This is a genomic window from Oceanobacillus manasiensis, assembly GCF_000724085.1.
GTDB lineage: Bacteria > Bacillota > Bacilli > Bacillales > Amphibacillaceae > Oceanobacillus_B > Oceanobacillus_B manasiensis.
Map to the genome: position 1 here is coordinate 1,342,466 of NZ_CCDL010000001.1, position 18,177 is coordinate 1,360,642.

Genomic DNA, 18,177 nt, shown 5'->3' on the forward strand with positions numbered 1-18,177 from the left:
TGGAAATGGATACGTTTCTTTACACTTTTTACACTATGGCTTATGTGATAATCCTTATTTGGAGTTTGCGCTCTACACCATCTAAGTTCCGCTGGTCCTTACGATCTTTCGTTCATCTTGTAATTATCGGGCTTATTTTTGATAATGCCGTCATCGCAAGTGGCAAGTTTATCGGGGAAGGGGAATTTCTGGCATTCTTAAACGAAATGCGCTATTGGATTCATGCCTTTATTACACCGACACTTGTCCTTTATGCGTTAGGATTATTGCGTTTAACAAGTGCTAAATGGAGAAAAAGCGGGCTTGCCTTAGGTAGCTTTATCCTGTTCACCGTTGGTTTAATCGTCTATGAAATTCAAACAGGGATCCTTAACAAAACGCTAGAGCCGGTGTGGGAATATGGAGTGCTGCGCTATAACACAGTAGAATCCTCTTCAGGTCCACCTATCATGATTTTATTGGTTATGGTCTTGTTACTCGTAACGAGTATCATCCTGTGGAAATTGACGAAATGGCCATGGATGTTTGTGTCTCTATGTATCATTCTTGTGTTAAATGTGATTCCATTTAATTTTGCGAGTTCTGCAGTCACGAACGGATTTGAGCTACTTTTAATGCTTTTATTAGTGGTGACGAAGAAGCATTATGAGCACATGCGATGAAAAATGTTCCTTTATACTAGGTTGGTTTGCGAGAATGGCGGAAAGTGTATTTGAAATTTAATAGGATTCCACTTATAGTCTGGTTGCAGGACACACCCGCTTGTCTCCCTCTGTGAATATAGTAAGTGTAGGGAGGTGAAGTAGGATGACTAGATATGTTAAAAAGACAGTGGTATTTTGCTGTTGTTGCTGTTCTTATCCGTGCTGTTGTAAGCCAGAGGAAACTCCAAATTGTCCCCAGCAATTAACACCATGTGAAGGGCCTCAATGTCAAGCAACTAGAATGCAGATTGCTGCAAATAATAACGATGATGAGAGTGGTTTAATATATACCTACGTTCCAGAAAACGTAACGTATGCAACCGCAGTCAATCAGTGTGTAGACTTAGGATCTGGTTACCGCCTTGCTACAATAAGCGAACTAAATCAACTAGCACATCTGTTTAACTATATGGATGAAAATGGCATTGTAAGGCGTTGCCCTACTCTAGTTTGGAGTACGGACGAAATAGGCAATCCAGTTATCGTCCGTATTATGCCGTGCAGTGGAGGAAATGTGGAAGTAATAAGGGATTTCGATATAAGAGCATGCCTGGTTCAAAGAATTTGTGTGGTCGGACCGGATTAGGTGAAATAAATATTGTATAATAGTCTAATTTCTGTTGGATAGCAGAAACATTAGACTATTTTTTTTGCTCTTAATCTGTGTCCTTGCGAAGTAGTTTGTTTTTGTTATTCATAAAAGCTATAAGTTGTTAAGCTGAAGCATCTTTATACCTACCGCCCGCCTCCTGCATATTTTCCCAGCAATGCTTTCAATTCTGCTGCTTCCTTCTCCGGATCAACAACAACTACAGGTTTCTCTGTTTTTGGCTTTTTCTTCTGTTCATAAAACCAATCCGGCACTAATTCTGTTTGGACGTTTCCTGTATAGCGTGAACGCTGCCTGGAAAATTGCATTTCTTCATTCCTCGCCTGCTCAACAGTCCGAATTCCTTTCTTTTCCCATGCTTTTAGAATACCTCTTACATAGCGCCACGTTATCTTATTCTGGTCGAGCGCTTTTTTCATTGCATGTAGCAAAATTTCTTCATTCATAGCAGTAGTCCACTCTTTTATTTCCTTGGAAATATAGGGCGTTAAATCACTGAAGTGTGTCTTGTAGAAATGGCTTGCTGCTGTATAGGCTTGTTTATCTTTTTTGTTTTTTATTTCGTTTTGTTTAATGAATGGGTCGGGAGTGTGGTCGGAACTGCAGTCTGTTTTGTGGGTGTGTTTCTGGTTGGATGTTTCTGAAGTAGAGGTGGTTTCAGTAGGTGATAGCTTTGATTCGTCTTTCGGTTTCTTTGCAGGGCGTGGTTTTGTCGGTGTGTTATTTAATGGATTATTTTCTCCTGTTGCTTGGTCGTAATCCTCAACTTGGGAAATCATTTGATAAATGGCAGCTCTATTGCTGCCTCGGTTGGTAACGATAATTCGATTTTTGTCCTGTAGCTCTCTGCGTGCAGTCTTGAAACTAGTATTTTTCAGACCACTTTGTGCTTGCAGTTGGCTAGCAGCTACGGAAAATTGTTTTTTCCAGCCACAAAGGTTCTGAAAATGCATAAGGGTAAACCAAAGAGAGACAGCAGAACTAGAGAGTGGATCAAAGATATTGCGTTTGTGGAATGCGTTGATTTCTTTAATATAGTTCATTTGAAAAACTCCTTTTTCGATAATATAGGTGTCCATAACTACTATCGAAAGAAAGTAGTCGGAGGGGGTGTCATAGAAAAAATTTTCTCTGTTTTTTTAGAAAGGAGAAAAAACACCCAATCTGGGTGTTTTTGTGACAAATCGGGAGTTTTGTGCTGACGAAGGTTATATTAGAGATTCATAGCGGTAGGCTAGAAGCAATTTACACTTACAAATCAATGGGTTGATTTCTTACATCATCTTGATCAAGCTGGGTCGTAAAAAGCCCACACATAAGAAATGCATGTGTTCTGACAAAAATGTTTCAATAAATTTAAGGTGGATATTGAAACAGCTGAAGAATTCGAAGCAAAATATCTTTAGGAGACAGCGGGGGTTTTACCCCGTTTTTTTATTTTCGGATTTGCAACAATCCAGTTTAGAAGCCAAAATAAAAAGCCCCCGAGGGGACATTATGCTTTTTGGAACTCCTTATTTAATTTCTCATTTTTTTTTACGATTTTTCTTCTGTCCCTATCAGCTACTCTAGAAGAAAATAATTTATTGTAAAATTCATCCACACTTATCTCTCCATTATCATATTTTCTTCTGAGTTCGACGTCTTTTCTTTCCTCGAATTTTTCATACATTTCTTTTCCTAACCTCCTTATCAGAAGTGTCTAATTGGTCTTTGATATCTCTATATAAAAATTCTTTATATAGTAAAGGGGATAACGAAGTGGCAAAATATGTTAAATAATCTTTATCATCGGTGTTAAAAGAATTTTCTTTATACGCGTCTACATTTAATACTCCGATTACCTCTTTATTATATATGATAGGCACGCAAATTAATGACTCGTAATTCTTCTTAGAAGAATGAGGATTTCGTTTGAATGTAGGGTCATTACTCAGTTTATCATAATGTACAATTTCATTATTGGTGTAGCAATACCCGGCCTTAGTGTTATTCAAACCAAGACACAAATTCGATTTACCATCCGGAGAGTATCCAATCCCGTGTAAAATACGCAATCCATCGGTCGCCTTATATAAAATTGCAACTCTAAAACTGTTTCCTTTTGACGTATTGAGTATATTAATTATTCCCCCAAAAAACAAGTCATAAAAAGATGAAACACCTTCCTGAAACTTATCCCTAGTTAACTTTCCAGTATCCGAAACTGTCTTATTGACTTGGAATAGAAACATTATAACTTGTTGTTGATGAGAGCTATGTTCGTTTAATTCATTAAATTGTTTTTGTAGTTTATCGTAAGCTCTATTGTTGGAGAATTTAATACCAAAAATAGAAAATTCTGCTTCACCTTTTAAAACCTTTGTGATAGTTACTATTAATAAAACTAAGACAAGTAATATTGCAATTATAAGTAAAACATCACTCAACCATGGAATCTTTTCTTCAATAAAATTCTGTATATTATTCATTCTTTATTACCTTTCTAATTAAACTAAGTTGACCTTATTAAGTAATTCGACAATATATATATAATTCCTTCACGAAAAATAAAAAAATTCAAAAAATACCGCTAGAGGACTACTTTCAATTGAGGAAACATCCCACCACATTCAGATTATTTTATTATTCTTGTTAAAAGGAGACGCTTCAAACGGTCTCCTTTTTTTATGGTAAGAAATATATATAAAATTGAAAAAATAAAACCATTGAAGCATGGACAAGAGAAGAAGAAGGGTGCTAGCATAGATGAAAGCGTTTAAATAGAGGGAGGAAGGTGATGCATTGTATTATTATTCGAAAAGAAAGTATCCTGGTATATGGAAAAACGGCTTGATGATTTTTGTATTAATGATGTTAGTTGTTGTGTCGGTGGTATTTTATAAGGTGATAATAGCAAATGCTGAGGAAGGGGAAAAAGGTAAGATAACCATTAACCCAAAGCCGCAGCACTTGCAGGTAACAGGAGAGGGTTTTCCTTTAACACCAGTTGTAGGTATTGTAGTTGGGGATAATACAAATGAAAATGCATTACAGCATTTGAGGGAGACGTTGAAAGAGAATGAAGTAAAACGTATTGTAGTAAAAGAGAATATGAAGGATAAGCCCCATACACCAACAACCATTTTTCTTGGAGGACCCTCTGAAAATGAAAACACGAGTCAGATACTGAAAAGCTTTGATTTGAAAGAGCCAGCATCCATAAATGATGAGGGCTATGTACTTGCTACAGATGCAGATAAGAAGGTGATGGTATTAGCGGGGAAAGACAAAAGAGGCACGTATTATGCAACCCAAACATTTGAGCAACTTATTCAAGAAAGGCCCGGAAGAAATTGGGTTCCTAGTGTAGCAATCATCGATTGGCCAGAAATGCCGATTCGTGGTTCGATTGAAGGGTTTTATGGACCACCGTGGTCTCATGAAGATCGATTGAGTCAAATTGATTTTTATGGAGATAACAAGTTGAATTCTTATATATATGCCCCAAAGGATGATCCATATCATCGAGAGGGTTGGCGTGAGCCTTACCCAGAAGAGAAGTTGAACGACTTACAAGAATTGGTTGATCAATCAAAGGAAAATCATGTTGATTTTACCTTTTCTCTATCGCCAGGAAATACCGTATGCTATTCCGGCGATGAGGATTTTGAGTTGCTAATGAATAAAATGGAAGCAGTATGGGATTTAGGTGTTCGTTCCTATGCAATTTTTTTAGATGATATTAGTTATGAACTTCATTGTGATCAGGATGAGGAGATGTTTGGTGATGATCCGAATCCAACTGCGGCAGCTCAAGCTTTCTTATTAAATCGCTTTAAAGAAGCATTTATTAATACACATGAAGGAGCTAACCCTTTAATAACAGTCCCTACAGATTATGCAGGTACACATACTAATACGTACAGGGAACGTTTTGCAACGTTAACAACAAAGGATATCATTGTGATGTGGACAGGACCTGATGTTGTATCCGAATCAATCACGTCGGAAGGAGCAAGCCAAGTAGCTGAGATTTTTAATCATGAACTATTACTTTGGGATAACTATCCAGTTAATGATTTTGATCGTAATCGCTTATTTCTAGGACCATTAGTAAAAAGAGATAGGGATTTAACAGAGAATGGTGTCACTGGCTTAATTGCAAATCCGATGAACGAAGCGGAAGCATCCAAAATCCCACTATATACGATTGCCGATTATACATGGAATCCGTACCACTATAATGCGGAGGAGTCTTGGGAAAACAGCGTTCAGGATTTTGGGGGAGACGCTACTGCGTATGTGAAGACTTTTGCAGAGAATTCCTACTCATCACGGATTAGCGATAAAGAGTCGCTAACCATTGATCCGCTGTTGGATGATTTCTGGGAAGCATATGAATCTAATACTGATGCTCAAGATGAAGCAAATGCCTTGAAATCCGAGTTTCAAAAACTACAAGCCACACCTGAAAATTTAAGGACTCATCTGGATAATAAGCAATTCTTAGATGAAATTAGTCCGTATTTGGATAAATTGGCGCTTTACGGGGAAGCTGGCGTTGTAGCGGTTGACCTCTTAACAAGCGAGAAACAAGGAAACGATGAGTCAAGTGAAAATAGAGAAAAACTTCATTTAATGTTGAACAGATTGGATGAAATACCACAGAAGATGGGAGAATTCGCACTTGAGCCCTTCTTAATTCAAGCATTATATGGAGAATATGTTCTTTCACGCCCGTTAGATGGTGTTAATAAAGGACGCGGTGCTGATGAGTTAATTCAATATACACCTGAGCATGGTGAGACTACTAGGACGAACATATATGGTTATGAAGTAACTGTTGTTAATGGAAAAGTTATAAAAAGAGGCGGGAATAATTCGGAGATTCCTGATAACGGCTATGTTTTAAGCATACACGGAAGTGATTGGTTATTGGAAAATGCAGTGTTAGGAGCTGAAGTGGAGATTAAAGATGGTCGAGTTATAATTACGATACCGAAATAGGGTTATTTGAAAGGCTATTGTTTATTTGAGCAATAGCCTTTTTTTGACGTTAGGAAAGTATGTAATTTCAGTTAGAAAGCTATTTACAACATTCATGTTTACTAGTTGAAAAAAGTTTGTGGAGTGGCTGAACTCAGGTGAATAAGAGTTTAGAAATAATTTTCATTATAAACTATAAAATAAAAATATTTTTCAGAAAAGTGTTGTATTTCTGAAGTTAAATGAGTAAACTTAACTAAGTAAGCGTTTTCTTTTTAAAGGTTTTATTTAAAAAAGGGGGATAAAACATGGAAAGAAAGTTTAAGCAAATGTTATTCATTTTTCTGATGGGAAGCCTTTTTATAGGGTTAGTAGCATGTAATAGTGAAAGTGAGGACGCTGGAGGGACAGATAGTGGTGCTGACTCAGGGGAACTTTCGGGGGAGGTAACAATGTGGACGGCATCTCTAGCTGGTGAACCGTTTGATACTTACTTTGCTGACCTAGAAGCTGCATTTGAAGATTTGCATCCAGAGTTAGACGTAATCATAGAAGATATTCCACAAAATGAAATAGAACAAAAAGTATTAACATCTCTTACTGGAGACGATGTACCAGATCTAGTCAACCTGGCACCTAGATACATGGTTAATATCGCTGCACAAGGTGGATTGCTAGAATTAAATGACCTCGTATCTGATGAAGTGAAAGGTTCTTATCTTGAGGGTCCTTTTGAATCAGGGCATTTTGAAGATGGACTATATGCTTTGCCATGGTATCTGACTACGACTGTTAGCTGGTACAACGGCGATCATTTTGAACAGGCGGGGATCACAGAAACGCCAACTAGTACCCAAGAAATTTACGATACATCTAAAACGATCACAGAAGAAACAGGTAAACCATCCTTCTATCAAATAATAAACGAGGGTGACACTGTAATGTCTAAAATGATCACACTGGCAAACGGTGAACCAATTGTAGAGAACGGAAAAGCAGTTCTACAAAATAACGAGGATATCATAGAATTCTTTACACTTACACAAAAAATGTATCAAGAAGGTATTATGCCTCAGGAAAATGCAGAAGGATCTTTCTCAACAGCCCAAGAGCTTTTCATGGCGGGGAATCTATCTTTAACCGAAAGTGGTGTTACATTTTTAGGGCCAATGGAGTCAGGAGCTCCAGCTATTTATGAGGTTTCCAAAGCCGGGCAACCATTAAATGATGTAAACGCGCCTATGGATGTTGCTGTAATGAACTTCTCTATACCTTCTAAAACATCAAATCCAGATGCTGCGGTTGCTTTAGCGGAATTCGTTACAAATGCTGAAAATCAATTAGAATTTGCTGAATTGGCTGGTACGGTACTTCCGTCCACTACGGAATCGTTAGAGGATGATTATTTTCAAAATCCTGGAGATTCACCGAAAGCTACTGGTATGTTAGAGGCATCCAAATCGCTTGAACGTGCAGAAGTATTAGTACCAGTAGTAGAAAATAGTGCAGAACTACGGGAAGCGGTGAAGATTGCTTATGTAGAAAATTTACAAGGAAAATTAACTCCTGAAGAAGCATTAGAAAAAATTGCTGAACAATGGGATGCATCCTTTGAAAAAACAGGGGAAGATATTACATTTTAAAATGAATAGAAATAGGAGACTAGCAATCTAGTGCTAGTCTCTATCTTTCAGGAGGGAAAATAATGCGTGAAAGTCCTTCTAAGATAACGAAGAACAATATGATGAAAACATTAACACCTTGGTTGTTCCTACTACCATCACTTGCGATACTCATTACCTTTCTTATAATTCCTATTATAGAAGCGTTTAGGTGGAGTTTGTTAGATTACAAGATAATAGCAGATACAAGTGAATTTATAGGATTGGCTAATTTTAGAGAGTTATTTGCAGATGAAATGTTTTGGAAAGCATTTATAAATACAATTTTATTTGTGCTAATCGTACTTCCGATGAACATATTTCTTCCAATGGTATTAGCCTCACTAGTTAATCAAAAGATTAAGGCTGTTGGTGCTTTTAGAGTAATGTATTATGTCCCAGTAGTAACTCCAATTGTGGTAGGAGCATTAATGTGGAAAATGCTTTACTCCCAGGACGGTGCCATGTCTCGTTTCCTAGTATCCATCGGTATCCTAGATCAACCTATGAACTTCCTAACAAATTCCACGACAGCATTAGTAGCTGTTGCCTTTATTACTGCATGGAAGGGGCTAGGATATTATATGATTATGTATTTGGCAAACCTACAATCTATTCCTAATCAATTGTATGAGTCTGCCAGCATTGATGGGGCTACCAGTATTCAAAAGTTCACGAAAATTACCATGCCTATGCTTGTCCCTTCTATGACTTTAGTTTCCATACTCACCATTGTAAATGGGCTAAAAGTGTTTGAAGAAATTGCTTTAACTACAAATGGCGGACCAGCAGGGGCCACGACAACACTCGTCATGTATATTTATGATAAATTTATGAACCTTGATGTTAGCATAGCATCTGCAGCTGGACTCGTATTGCTGGGATTAGCAATAGTAGGATCCTTAATTCAGATGAAATTGACAAGTAAACGAGAGGAAGATTTACGGGCATAAGAGGAGTTGAGCAAATTGAAAGGGAAGTCTAGAAATAAAAAGATAATTGTTTATTTCTTAATGATAGTGATTACAGTTATAACTGTTGGCCCATTTTTATATACATTGTTTATTGCCTTAAAGTCACCAAGTCAAGGGATTTATGATGGGTTATTACCAACAGATCCAAGCTTGATAAACTTTGTAGATGCATTTAAGAAGACAGATTTTATGCTTTATTTATGGAATACAGTCATTGTAACGGGAATTGCTGTTCCGCTTAATTTATTATTTAGCAGTCTTGCAGGATACGCGTTGGCAAGGAGCAATTTTAAAGGAAGAACCTTAGTACTAACATTAATTATCTCAACTATGACAGTTCCATTCCAACTTTACATGGCACCACTTTTTCAAATAGCAGGGGAAATGGGATTACGTAATACACATGTCGGGTTAACAATCCTACAAATTTCCACAGCCTTTGGTATATATTTTATGCGACAAGCCTTTTTAAATATCCCAAAGGAATTAGAAGAATCTGCTTATATGGATGGTGCAAATCCTTTTCAAGTTTGGTTGAAGATTGCAGTGCCATTGGTTAAACCTACCATTATTTCGCTAGCAATTTATACCTTTACTTTTACGTGGGGAGATTACTTATGGCCTTTATTAAATACAACAGATAGTACAATGTATACATTATCGATTGCGCTTGCGCAAATGTCGCAAAATTTTGATGGTGGAAATCTGAAACTAATTAGCGCGGCATCCATCCTAACAACCATTCCAAGTCTACTTATTTTTATCTGGTTGCAGAAATACTTTATATCTGGTGCTACAGATGGAGCAGTGAAAGGTTAGTGTGACTTAGCAGCTGAGGAGAGGTAAAATGAGAAAATTTTTAGCTTTTGATATAGGGGGTTCATTAATTAAATATGGGGTCGTCACGGAGAAAGGGACTTTTCATGAGAAGAATGAAGTTAATACCGAAGCCCATCTTGGAGGACCAGAGGTTTTAAATAAAGTTAAAAAAATAGGTGAAGAATTAATCCTAACTTATGATATATCTGGTATCTGCATTAGTACAGCTGGGCAAGTCGATTCAAAAAAAGGAGAAATTTTGTATGCTTCCCCAATTATCCCTAACTATACTGGCACAAATGTTAAAAAGGAATTAGAGAATCATTTTAATTTACCCGTAGAGGTAGAAAACGATGTGAATTGTGTAGGTTTAGCGGAGTCTTGGATCGGAAAAGGGAAAGATGCTAAAAGCATGTTCTGTTTAACAATCGGTACAGGGATAGGTGGTAGCTACATTATTGATAATAAGCTGCATACTGGTCACAGTTATAGTGGAGGGGAGATTGGCTATATTCCAATTGAGGGAAGCCAGTTTCAGGAGTTAGCATCAACTAAAACGCTTATTCAAAATGTCGCAAAGCAAAAAGAGATGCCAGAAAAGACCCTAGATGGTAAAAAAATATTTAAACTAGCTATGGAAGGCGATGAGATTTGTAAAAACGAGATTGAAAGATTGGTTTATTACCTATCTAAGGGAATTGCTACCATCACATATATGATGAATCCAGAAGTGATCGTCATTGGTGGTGGGATTACAAATCAAATGGACTATCTGTATCCACGAATTATGAAGCAGCTTGAAATAGATATTATGCCTTCCATCTTAAATCAAACAAAAATTGAAATTGCTGGGAATTTAAATGATGCTGGCGTTATTGGCGCCCTGCGCTACTTTTTACTACAAGAGTCGTTACAGCCATTTAACAAAATCACCACCATGATTGAGTCGAATAAACATAGGTTAACAAAAGGCGAGAGCATGATAGCTAACTATATTACGATGAATTTAAGTGATGTACCTAATCATACTATCTCTGAGATGGCTGAAAAAATTAATGTTTCAGAGTCGATGATTACACGTTTTTGTAAAAAGCTAGATATTGGTTCCTATAGTAGGTTGAGACTCATGTCTAAAGAAGCAATTGTTGGAACACGTATTCACGATAAAGAGGATTCAGGCAGCCTAATTGAAGTGAAGAATGATTATATTAACATCTTAAGTAAGCTGGAAACATTGAATCACACAAATGATTTATCTCTATTTAAAAAGAAATTGGTCCTCACCGATCGAATATTTCTCTATAGTTCAGGGGAAATGTCTTTTTTAATAAATCAATTTAAGTACAAATTAATGAAGTTTGGTATACCAGTAGATGCTTTCTCTAATGCCTATCAAATGGAAATGTCACAACATTTATTAAAACCAGAAAGTCTTGTTATCGGAATTAGTGCAACAGGCTATAATGCAGAAATTATCGATATGTTAAAAGAGGCTAAGAAAAAGGGTGCTACAACTATTGCTATTACGAGTCAAAATGATTCTCCTATTTCACTTCAGTCAGATATTGTCTTGTTAAATTCTACAGAGGAGTTCGAGAATGAAAACAGTTCTATTGATGAAATTTCCACGTTATATCTTCTCGAGGTCTTTTTTAAGGAATTGCAGGTTGCAATGAAAGAGTATAGTAATGAATTTGCTATAAAGTAGGTGTAAAGCATGAAAATTATCTATATACCGTTAGATGAACGCCCTTGCAATACACAGGTTGTAGAGAGAATAGCTTCTTCCTGTTCCCAAATTAATTTTGTCTCTCCTCCACCAGAACTGCTTGGATTAAAAAAGAGACCAGCCAATAATGAAGGCATATGGGCGTGGTTATTCCATGAATCGAAGGGTGCTGATGCTATTATATTAAGTATAGATATGCTGGTATACGGTGGTATTGTACCTTCAAGGATTCATTATTTACAAGAAGAAATGGGCTTAGTGTGGATAGAAAGATTACGTGAGTTTCATAAGATGTATCCAGGAATTCCTATTTATGCTTCCAATTTAATCATGCGGACACCTAAGTATAGCTCGAACGATGAGGAACCAGATTATTATGGGACATGGGGAAGAGAAATATTTTTAAACTCCTACTTAAAGGATAAAAGCGTGCGGGAGAAGTTATCAGAGGAAGAATCAGAACAATTAAGTGTTATTGAAAAGAAATTGCCAAAAGAAATTGTAGAAGATTATGAGAAGAGGAGAGCTTTTAACTTACTTATAAACCAAGGAGTATTAGATTTAGTAATGGATGGAGTAATTACTTTTCTCTCTATCCCGCAAGATGATAGTGCCGAATATGGCTACACAACTATTGATCAAAACATTATTGTAAGAAAACGTGACGAACTTCGTCTGTATGAAAGTGTCCATATATATCCAGGAGCTGACGAGGTTGGGGCCACTTTGCTAGCGCGGGTTTTTAATGATTTAACAGGGGATAGCCCTGCAATATATCCAATCTGGAGTAGTACTCTCGGCCCTCAAGTCATCCCTATGTATGAAGATCGCCCATTTGCTGAGTCAATGAAGGCCCATATTCTCGCCTCTGGCTGTACATTGGTTGACGACCAAGATTCTGCTGATATCATTCTTGCCTATAATACACCTGGAAAGGTCATGCAAGAATCATGGGATCAATCCAGAAAAGATATCACCTATTCAACTTTCCGGAATATGTTAATGTTTACAGAACAAATTAAGAAATTTATTAACCTAGGGAAAGATGTAATTGTTGCAGATTCTGCTTATGCCAACGGCGGAGATCGGGATTTAATTTTGCTGTTGGATAAACAGCAAATGTTAGATAAACTCATATCATACAAGGGATGGAACACAAACTGTAATACCTTAGGAACAACAATTTCACAGGGAGTAATTGGTCGGTCCGGAGATAAGGTAAAGGTACAAGAAAATATTATTTATCATTTGATGGACGATTATTTTTACCAAGCAGAGATTCGCATGAAAATGGTAGATGATCTTTTAATGAAGCATAAACTCAGTTACTTTGACTTAAAAAATCAGGCTGAAAGAGTGAACACTGAACGAACAAGATTGTTACAGGGCCGGTTTAATGAAGAGATAAAGAATAGTTTTAGAAACATACGTATTAAAAACATAAGTACAAATGCACCTTGGAACAGAATGTTTGAATGTGGAATTGAACTAGAAACACAGTGGGAAGAATAGTTTTAGGAGTCGGTGGAGCGATTGCCAGTCCCCAGCAAATTATAGAAAATAGTAAGTACTATAATAGGAAACTAGCGGAACATGTCCAATATGAGAGTAGGTGGTTGATTGATGCGTGAAGAAAATGCGAATGTTGTAGTTCTCGGTGGAAGTCTTGGTGGATGTATGGCCGCATTATCTGTTGCTAAAATGGGTTTCCGTGTCATTCTTACTGAGGAAACGGATTGGCTTGGAGGACAATTAACTAGTCAAGCTGTTCCACCAGATGAACACAAATGGATTGAAGAGTTTGGCGCAACAGCATCATATCGAGAGTTTCGGCAACGGGTACGTAACTATTATAAAGAAAATTATCCGTTAACAACGGAAGCTCTAAGTGATGATTATTTAAACCCCGGAAATGGGTGGGTTTCTAGGTTGGCTCATGAACCGAAAGTTGCTTTAAGTGTTTTAAGTGATATGCTTGCACCATATATAAATAGTGGCAAGATAAGAGTTCTCTACGGATATAAACCCCATGATGCGGAGTTGCACAATGATATTATTGAGTCAGTAATCGTCCAGCACTTGCACACTAATGAGAAATTAAAATTGGTAGGGACTTATATTTTAGATGCTACCGAATGTGGAGATGTCTTACCTTTAGCAAAAGTGGAATATGTAGTAGGGGCAGAGTCTAAACAAGAGACTGGTGAACCCCATGCACGAGAAATGAAGGATCCTTTAGACACGCAAGCTATAACCTACGTTTTTGCAGTTGATTATGTGAAAGGTGAAAATTTCACCATTGATAAGCCCGAACAATATGAATTCTGGAAAAACTATGTGCCGAGCTTTTCTAGCTATTCATTACTTGATTGGCATGCAGTGAACGCAGCTGATACAACAACATTAAAAGAATTTACGATGTTTCCAAATAATGAAGGAATACCTTCACTTTTTACATATCGACGAATTCTCGATGTTAGCAAAGTAGAAGAGGGTCTATATGATGGAGATATATCCCTGATTAATTGGCCACAAAACGATTACTTTTTAGGGTCTATTTTGAACGTTACAGATGAAGAACGAAAAAAGCATTTAAAGGGAGCGAAGGAGTTAAGCCTTTCCCTGTTATATTGGTTACAGACAGAAGCCCCCCGTTTAGATGGCGGCAGAGGGTTTCCAGGTTTACGTTTGCGAAAAGATGTTTTGGGTACAGAAGATGGGTTCGCAAAGTATCCTTACATACGAGAATCAAGAAGAATTAAGGCACTCCAAACTATTACGGAAATGGACGTTAGTAAGGAAGAAAGAGGCAAGAAGGGCATACGGAAATATAAGGATAGTGTTGGGATTGGTTGTTATCATTTGGACCTCCATCACACAACGAATTCCAATAGAGCGTTCTATATACCAAGTTACCCTTTTGAAATCCCGTTAGGAGCTTTGCTAACTGTTCGAGTTAAAAATTTGTTACCAGCCTGTAAAAATATTGGCACCACCCATATAACAAACGGGTGCTGTCGGCTACATCCTGTCGAGTGGAATATAGGAGAAGCAGCAGGATTCTTAGCAGGATATGCTATGTTGCATAATATTTCCACACGTGAGATAAGAGATAATCCAGAGCATCTAAAACACTACCAGGATATTCTAGAGGATAATGGCGTTGCATTACATTGGCCTGAAGGTATGGAAGTGTAGCTCACACTATTCGGTATTTCGATATTTCCCCGAATGATTCCGTATCTTTTCAAATGATAAAGAACTAGAATTTATATAGATGTGTAAAGCGGTGCAAGCCTTTGATTCTTAACAATTCTCGTTTACATGTTATTCTAAGAGAATAGTTTAGAAAATTAAGGAGGCACAACAATGATAAAAGCTGTAATTTTTGATTTTGATGGACTTATTTTGGATACAGAAACGGCATGGTATGATACGTATAAACAAATTTTAAAGGAAACGCATGATTATGATCTTCCGCTTTCTGAGTTTGTAAAAGGTGTTGGTGGTGGAGACGATGCGCTTCTTGAATACATAGAAAAGGAAGTAGAAGGGACGTTTCAACCAGATGTTTTTCAAGAGAAAGTGAGTGTGATGCACGCTGAACGCTTGAAAGAAGCAGAATCCAGAGAAGGTGTAGAGGATTATCTAAAGGAAGCCTCAGATGCAGGATACCAAATTGCAATAGCATCTAGCTCTGATCGAAAATGGGTTACAACACACCTTACCAATCTGGGATTGATTGATTACTTTGATCACTTTGTAACTTCAGATGATGTGGAAAAAATAAAGCCAGCACCAGACTTGTTTCTAAAGGCTATTGAGGTATTGGATGTACAACCAGAGGAAGCGATTATATTTGAAGACTCCTTAAACGGCTTGGTTGCTGCACGGAAAGCGAACATTAAAACAATTATTGTGCCGAATCCAGTTACAGAAAGTCTACCTTTTGAGGATCACCATTTAAAGATTGGTTCGATGAAAGAGATGCGTTTAGCGGAGATTATTAAGTCAGTAGATAATGCAGAATAAATAAAACCGCTTACGGAGAGGGAGGATTACATGCAAGAACTAAAGGGAGGCTTGGTGGTTTCATGCCAAGCCCTTGAAGATGAACCATTACATGGCAACGGCCATATGGCAGCGATGGCTTTAGCTGCTAAACAGGGCGGTGCAGTAGGGATTCGGGCAAACGGTCCTCGTGATATTTTGCAAATCAAAGAAAAGGTAGATTTACCGATCATCGGCATATGGAAAAAGCATTATGAAGGATATGAGGCATTTATCACGCCAACTAGAGAAGATGCAAGGATCGTATCGGAAGCTGGTGCAGATATTATAGCAGTTGATGCTACCGATCAGTCGCGCCCGGAAAAACTAGAAGAATTGGTGAAATACATACAAGACGTGCTCGGGAAAAAGGTTATGGCAGACATCTCGACACTAAGCGAAGGGAAAATAGCGGAGAGCTTAGGATGTGACTATATAGGTACGACCTTATCGGGTTATACCTCTTATACCCAAAACAGGGCACAACCTGATTTTTCTCTTATGAAGGAACTGATTCAAGAAGTTTCTATCCCAGTTGTGGCTGAAGGAAATATTGGTAGCCCTGAACAAGCGAAAAAAGCTTTGGAAATTGGTGCGGCTTTTGTAGTGGTTGGTGGGGCAATAACGCGTCCACAGCTTATCACGAAGGGTTTTGTTGATGGGATGAAAGCATTATAATTGGTCTATTATGTCAGTAAATCATAGGGCCTAAATAAAGGTGGTGGCTACCTCCTTTCTTAAAAAAAGGAGGCAGCTGGATTTGGTGTACGCCTCCTTAAAGAAATAGTTTGTAGAGAGGGAGTGAACGAACATGCAGCTAGAAGTCATCGTACAAAACAAACAGGAAGCAATTCAGGCAGAGGAGCTGGGTGCAGACCGTGTGGAACTCGTATCAGCTATCTCAGAAGGTGGTCTTACTCCAAGCTACGGAACGATCAAGCACGTACTTGGGAGTGTGAACATACCGGTTCAGATTATGATACGCCCTCACAGCCGTCATTTCTTTTATACAGACGAAGAGTTTCATGCAATATGTGATGATATCCAAGCAATTCAACAGCTTGGTGGTAACCGAATTGTCTTCGGTTCTTTAAATGGAGACCACACTGTAAATGAAGCGATGCTGAGTAAACTTTTTCATCGTTTTCCTGATATCGATATGACATTTCACCGCGCTTTTGATGAGGTGGTTTCACAGGTAGAAGCCTATGAAACTTTATCTAAATATAAGCGGAATGTGAAGCGCATTTTAACTTCGGGTGGAAAGGCAAGTTGTGAAGAGGGCTTAGAGCAACTAATTAAATTAGTTGGTTTAGCCAGGGATCTTCAAGGGCCATCTATTATGCCAGGCGCTGGGCTTTCATCAGAAAATATCAAAAGAATCAAGCAGGAGACAGGAAGCGTGGCGTTTCATTTCGGTAAAGCTGTCAGGATAAATCAGTCATTCGCAAATGGTTTTGCGCAAGAAGAGCTAGAGAAGATTCGATTTTATCTGGAATAAGTTGGATTAAATTATAGCGAAGAAAAAAACCCTCCGTGTCAGGAGGGTTTTTGATTTGTGCTCATAGAATGAAGCTTAATGAACTGCAAAAAGGATAGAGAGCATAGCGAAAATGCAGTTCCTGGCCAGCCCACTCCTGTTAACTCGATAATCACTTTAATTCTCCCAACAGGTATAGTACGATTACTATATAAAATAAAAATACATAATTTTATGACAACATAAAATTACGAGCGGGAGGAGTAGAGGATGTCCCAAGATTTTAAAAGACCTAAACTAAAAATCCCTAAAACGAAGATAGAATGGGCCGCGGACATTATCGGCTATCTATTCTTTTTAGGAACGGTAGGCTTTTTAATCTATCAATGGAATAACCTCCCGAATGAAGTGCCAGTCCATTATAATGCTCAGGGCGAAGTTGATAACTGGGAATCTAAGTTTGTATTAATCCTATTGCCTGCAATAGGGGTTCTAATTGCAGTAATGATGGAGGTATTTGAAAGATTCCCAGAATGGCATAATTATCCAGCGCGGCTTAATCAAGAAAATGTAAAAGCGTTTTATTTATCAAGTCGCAAAATGACAAATCAAATAAAGAACATTTGCTTTATCCTCTTCGGTATCATTCTAATCGAGTCCATCACCATTGCATTAGGTTGGATTAGCAGTCTGCCGGGATGGTTATTACCACTTATGATTATAAGCACGTTAATTCCAATTGTTATAGGTTTGATTCAGCAAAAGAAAATTAAATAGAGATGAATTGAAGAATGCCATCATTCTATGCTTGTGGTTGCGGCAGACACCTATCTTAAGAGGAGGCTCATGATGGATATATTAACGTATCTCATTGGCCCTTTTATAGGGGTCCTAATTTTTCAGTTAATAGCGGTGTTTATGTATAAAGATACGGAAAAGATTGATAAGGGATTTGTGCTTAATTATAATAAGTTATCATATCGAAGAAAGTTCATATGGAATTTAGTATGGGGGATTCCAATTATAATTGGTGCTTCTATAGCCATTTATTTAGTTACCAATTTGTCTACAGCTGAATACATTATTTTAGGCATGGCCTTTTTGGTGCTCTTTTTACTGGAGGTTACTTATAATTATGTTAAATGGAAAAGGACTGAACAAAATTTCTAATACAGAAAAGAA

General features: G+C 37.6%; 17 protein-coding genes. 14 read left to right on the plus strand and 3 right to left on the minus strand.

Translation table 11 applies throughout. From position 1 onward, the window contains the following. The first annotated feature begins 5 nt into the window (after nucleotides 1-5). Nucleotides 6-662, plus strand: a complete 657-nt coding sequence (locus tag BN985_RS06715) for a hypothetical protein (RefSeq protein WP_042221992.1) — start codon at nucleotides 6-8, stop codon at nucleotides 660-662. A gap of 145 nt (nucleotides 663-807) precedes the next feature. Continuing rightward, the gene (locus tag BN985_RS06720; RefSeq protein ID WP_042221994.1) at nucleotides 808-1,290 is read left to right on the plus strand and encodes a hypothetical protein; all 483 of its coding nucleotides are present in this window, start codon (nucleotides 808-810) and stop codon (nucleotides 1,288-1,290) included. A gap of 149 nt (nucleotides 1,291-1,439) precedes the next feature. Here BN985_RS06720 and BN985_RS06725 read toward each other — a convergent pair whose 3' ends face one another. The 3 genes from BN985_RS06725 to BN985_RS06730 all read right to left on the minus strand — a co-directional run bounded on the left by BN985_RS06725 (nucleotide 1,440) and on the right by BN985_RS06730 (nucleotide 3,785). Beyond that, nucleotides 1,440-2,357, minus strand: coding sequence for a DnaD domain-containing protein (locus BN985_RS06725; RefSeq protein ID WP_052360628.1), 918 nt, complete (start codon nucleotides 2,355-2,357; stop codon nucleotides 1,440-1,442). A 452-nt stretch (nucleotides 2,358-2,809) separates the two neighbouring features. After that, a complete protein-coding gene (locus BN985_RS18995) occupies nucleotides 2,810-2,986 on the minus strand; it encodes a hypothetical protein (protein ID WP_156960087.1) in 177 nt (58 codons plus the stop codon). Next, the gene (locus BN985_RS06730; RefSeq protein WP_042221996.1) at nucleotides 2,979-3,785 is read right to left on the minus strand and encodes a GAF domain-containing protein; all 807 of its coding nucleotides are present in this window, start codon (nucleotides 3,783-3,785) and stop codon (nucleotides 2,979-2,981) included. Before BN985_RS06730 ends, BN985_RS18995 begins: the two co-directional genes overlap by 8 nt. A 313-nt stretch (nucleotides 3,786-4,098) precedes the next feature. Between BN985_RS06730 and BN985_RS06735 the strand changes: the two genes are divergently transcribed. The 12 genes from BN985_RS06735 to BN985_RS06790 all read left to right on the plus strand — a co-directional run bounded on the left by BN985_RS06735 (nucleotide 4,099) and on the right by BN985_RS06790 (nucleotide 18,165). Beyond that, nucleotides 4,099-6,303, plus strand: coding sequence for a beta-N-acetylhexosaminidase family protein (locus BN985_RS06735; RefSeq protein WP_232225549.1), 2,205 nt, complete (start codon nucleotides 4,099-4,101; stop codon nucleotides 6,301-6,303). 287 nt (nucleotides 6,304-6,590) lie between these two features. After that, nucleotides 6,591-7,925: an ABC transporter substrate-binding protein gene (locus BN985_RS06740; protein ID WP_042221998.1), complete on the plus strand. Its 1,335-nt coding sequence runs from the start codon at nucleotides 6,591-6,593 to the stop codon at nucleotides 7,923-7,925. Nucleotides 7,926-7,987: 62 nt separating this feature from the next. Further along, nucleotides 7,988-8,896: a carbohydrate ABC transporter permease gene (locus BN985_RS06745; RefSeq protein WP_042222001.1), complete on the plus strand. Its 909-nt coding sequence runs from the start codon at nucleotides 7,988-7,990 to the stop codon at nucleotides 8,894-8,896. Nucleotides 8,897-8,911: 15 nt separating this feature from the next. Next, complete coding sequence (locus BN985_RS06750) at nucleotides 8,912-9,736, plus strand: carbohydrate ABC transporter permease (protein WP_232225550.1); 825 nt, start codon at nucleotides 8,912-8,914, stop codon at nucleotides 9,734-9,736. A 28-nt stretch (nucleotides 9,737-9,764) separates the two neighbouring features. Beyond that, nucleotides 9,765-11,444, plus strand: a complete 1,680-nt coding sequence (locus BN985_RS06755; protein ID WP_084157464.1) for an ROK family protein — start codon at nucleotides 9,765-9,767, stop codon at nucleotides 11,442-11,444. Nucleotides 11,445-11,453: 9 nt separating this feature from the next. After that, complete coding sequence (locus tag BN985_RS06760; RefSeq protein WP_042222003.1) at nucleotides 11,454-12,977, plus strand: DUF4127 family protein; 1,524 nt, start codon at nucleotides 11,454-11,456, stop codon at nucleotides 12,975-12,977. Nucleotides 12,978-13,088: 111 nt separating this feature from the next. Then, the gene (locus BN985_RS06765; protein WP_042222005.1) at nucleotides 13,089-14,663 is read left to right on the plus strand and encodes an FAD-dependent oxidoreductase; all 1,575 of its coding nucleotides are present in this window, start codon (nucleotides 13,089-13,091) and stop codon (nucleotides 14,661-14,663) included. 171 nt (nucleotides 14,664-14,834) lie between these two features. Continuing rightward, the gene (locus tag BN985_RS06770) at nucleotides 14,835-15,497 is read left to right on the plus strand and encodes an HAD family hydrolase (RefSeq protein ID WP_042222007.1); all 663 of its coding nucleotides are present in this window, start codon (nucleotides 14,835-14,837) and stop codon (nucleotides 15,495-15,497) included. Next, nucleotides 15,498-16,193, plus strand: coding sequence for an N-acetylmannosamine-6-phosphate 2-epimerase (locus tag BN985_RS06775; protein ID WP_269635283.1), 696 nt, complete (start codon nucleotides 15,498-15,500; stop codon nucleotides 16,191-16,193). A 133-nt stretch (nucleotides 16,194-16,326) separates the two neighbouring features. Beyond that, on the plus strand, nucleotides 16,327-17,016 hold the full coding sequence (locus BN985_RS06780) for a copper homeostasis protein CutC (protein ID WP_042222010.1): 690 nt from the start codon (nucleotides 16,327-16,329) through the stop codon (nucleotides 17,014-17,016). Nucleotides 17,017-17,265: 249 nt separating this feature from the next. Next, nucleotides 17,266-17,772 carry a DUF1648 domain-containing protein gene (locus tag BN985_RS06785; RefSeq protein WP_042222012.1) on the plus strand — a complete coding sequence of 169 codons (507 nt, stop codon included), beginning with the start codon at nucleotides 17,266-17,268 and terminating at the stop codon, nucleotides 17,770-17,772. A 72-nt stretch (nucleotides 17,773-17,844) separates the two neighbouring features. Next, nucleotides 17,845-18,165, plus strand: coding sequence for a hypothetical protein (locus BN985_RS06790; RefSeq protein WP_042222013.1), 321 nt, complete (start codon nucleotides 17,845-17,847; stop codon nucleotides 18,163-18,165). The last annotated feature ends 12 nt before the right edge of the window (nucleotides 18,166-18,177 follow it).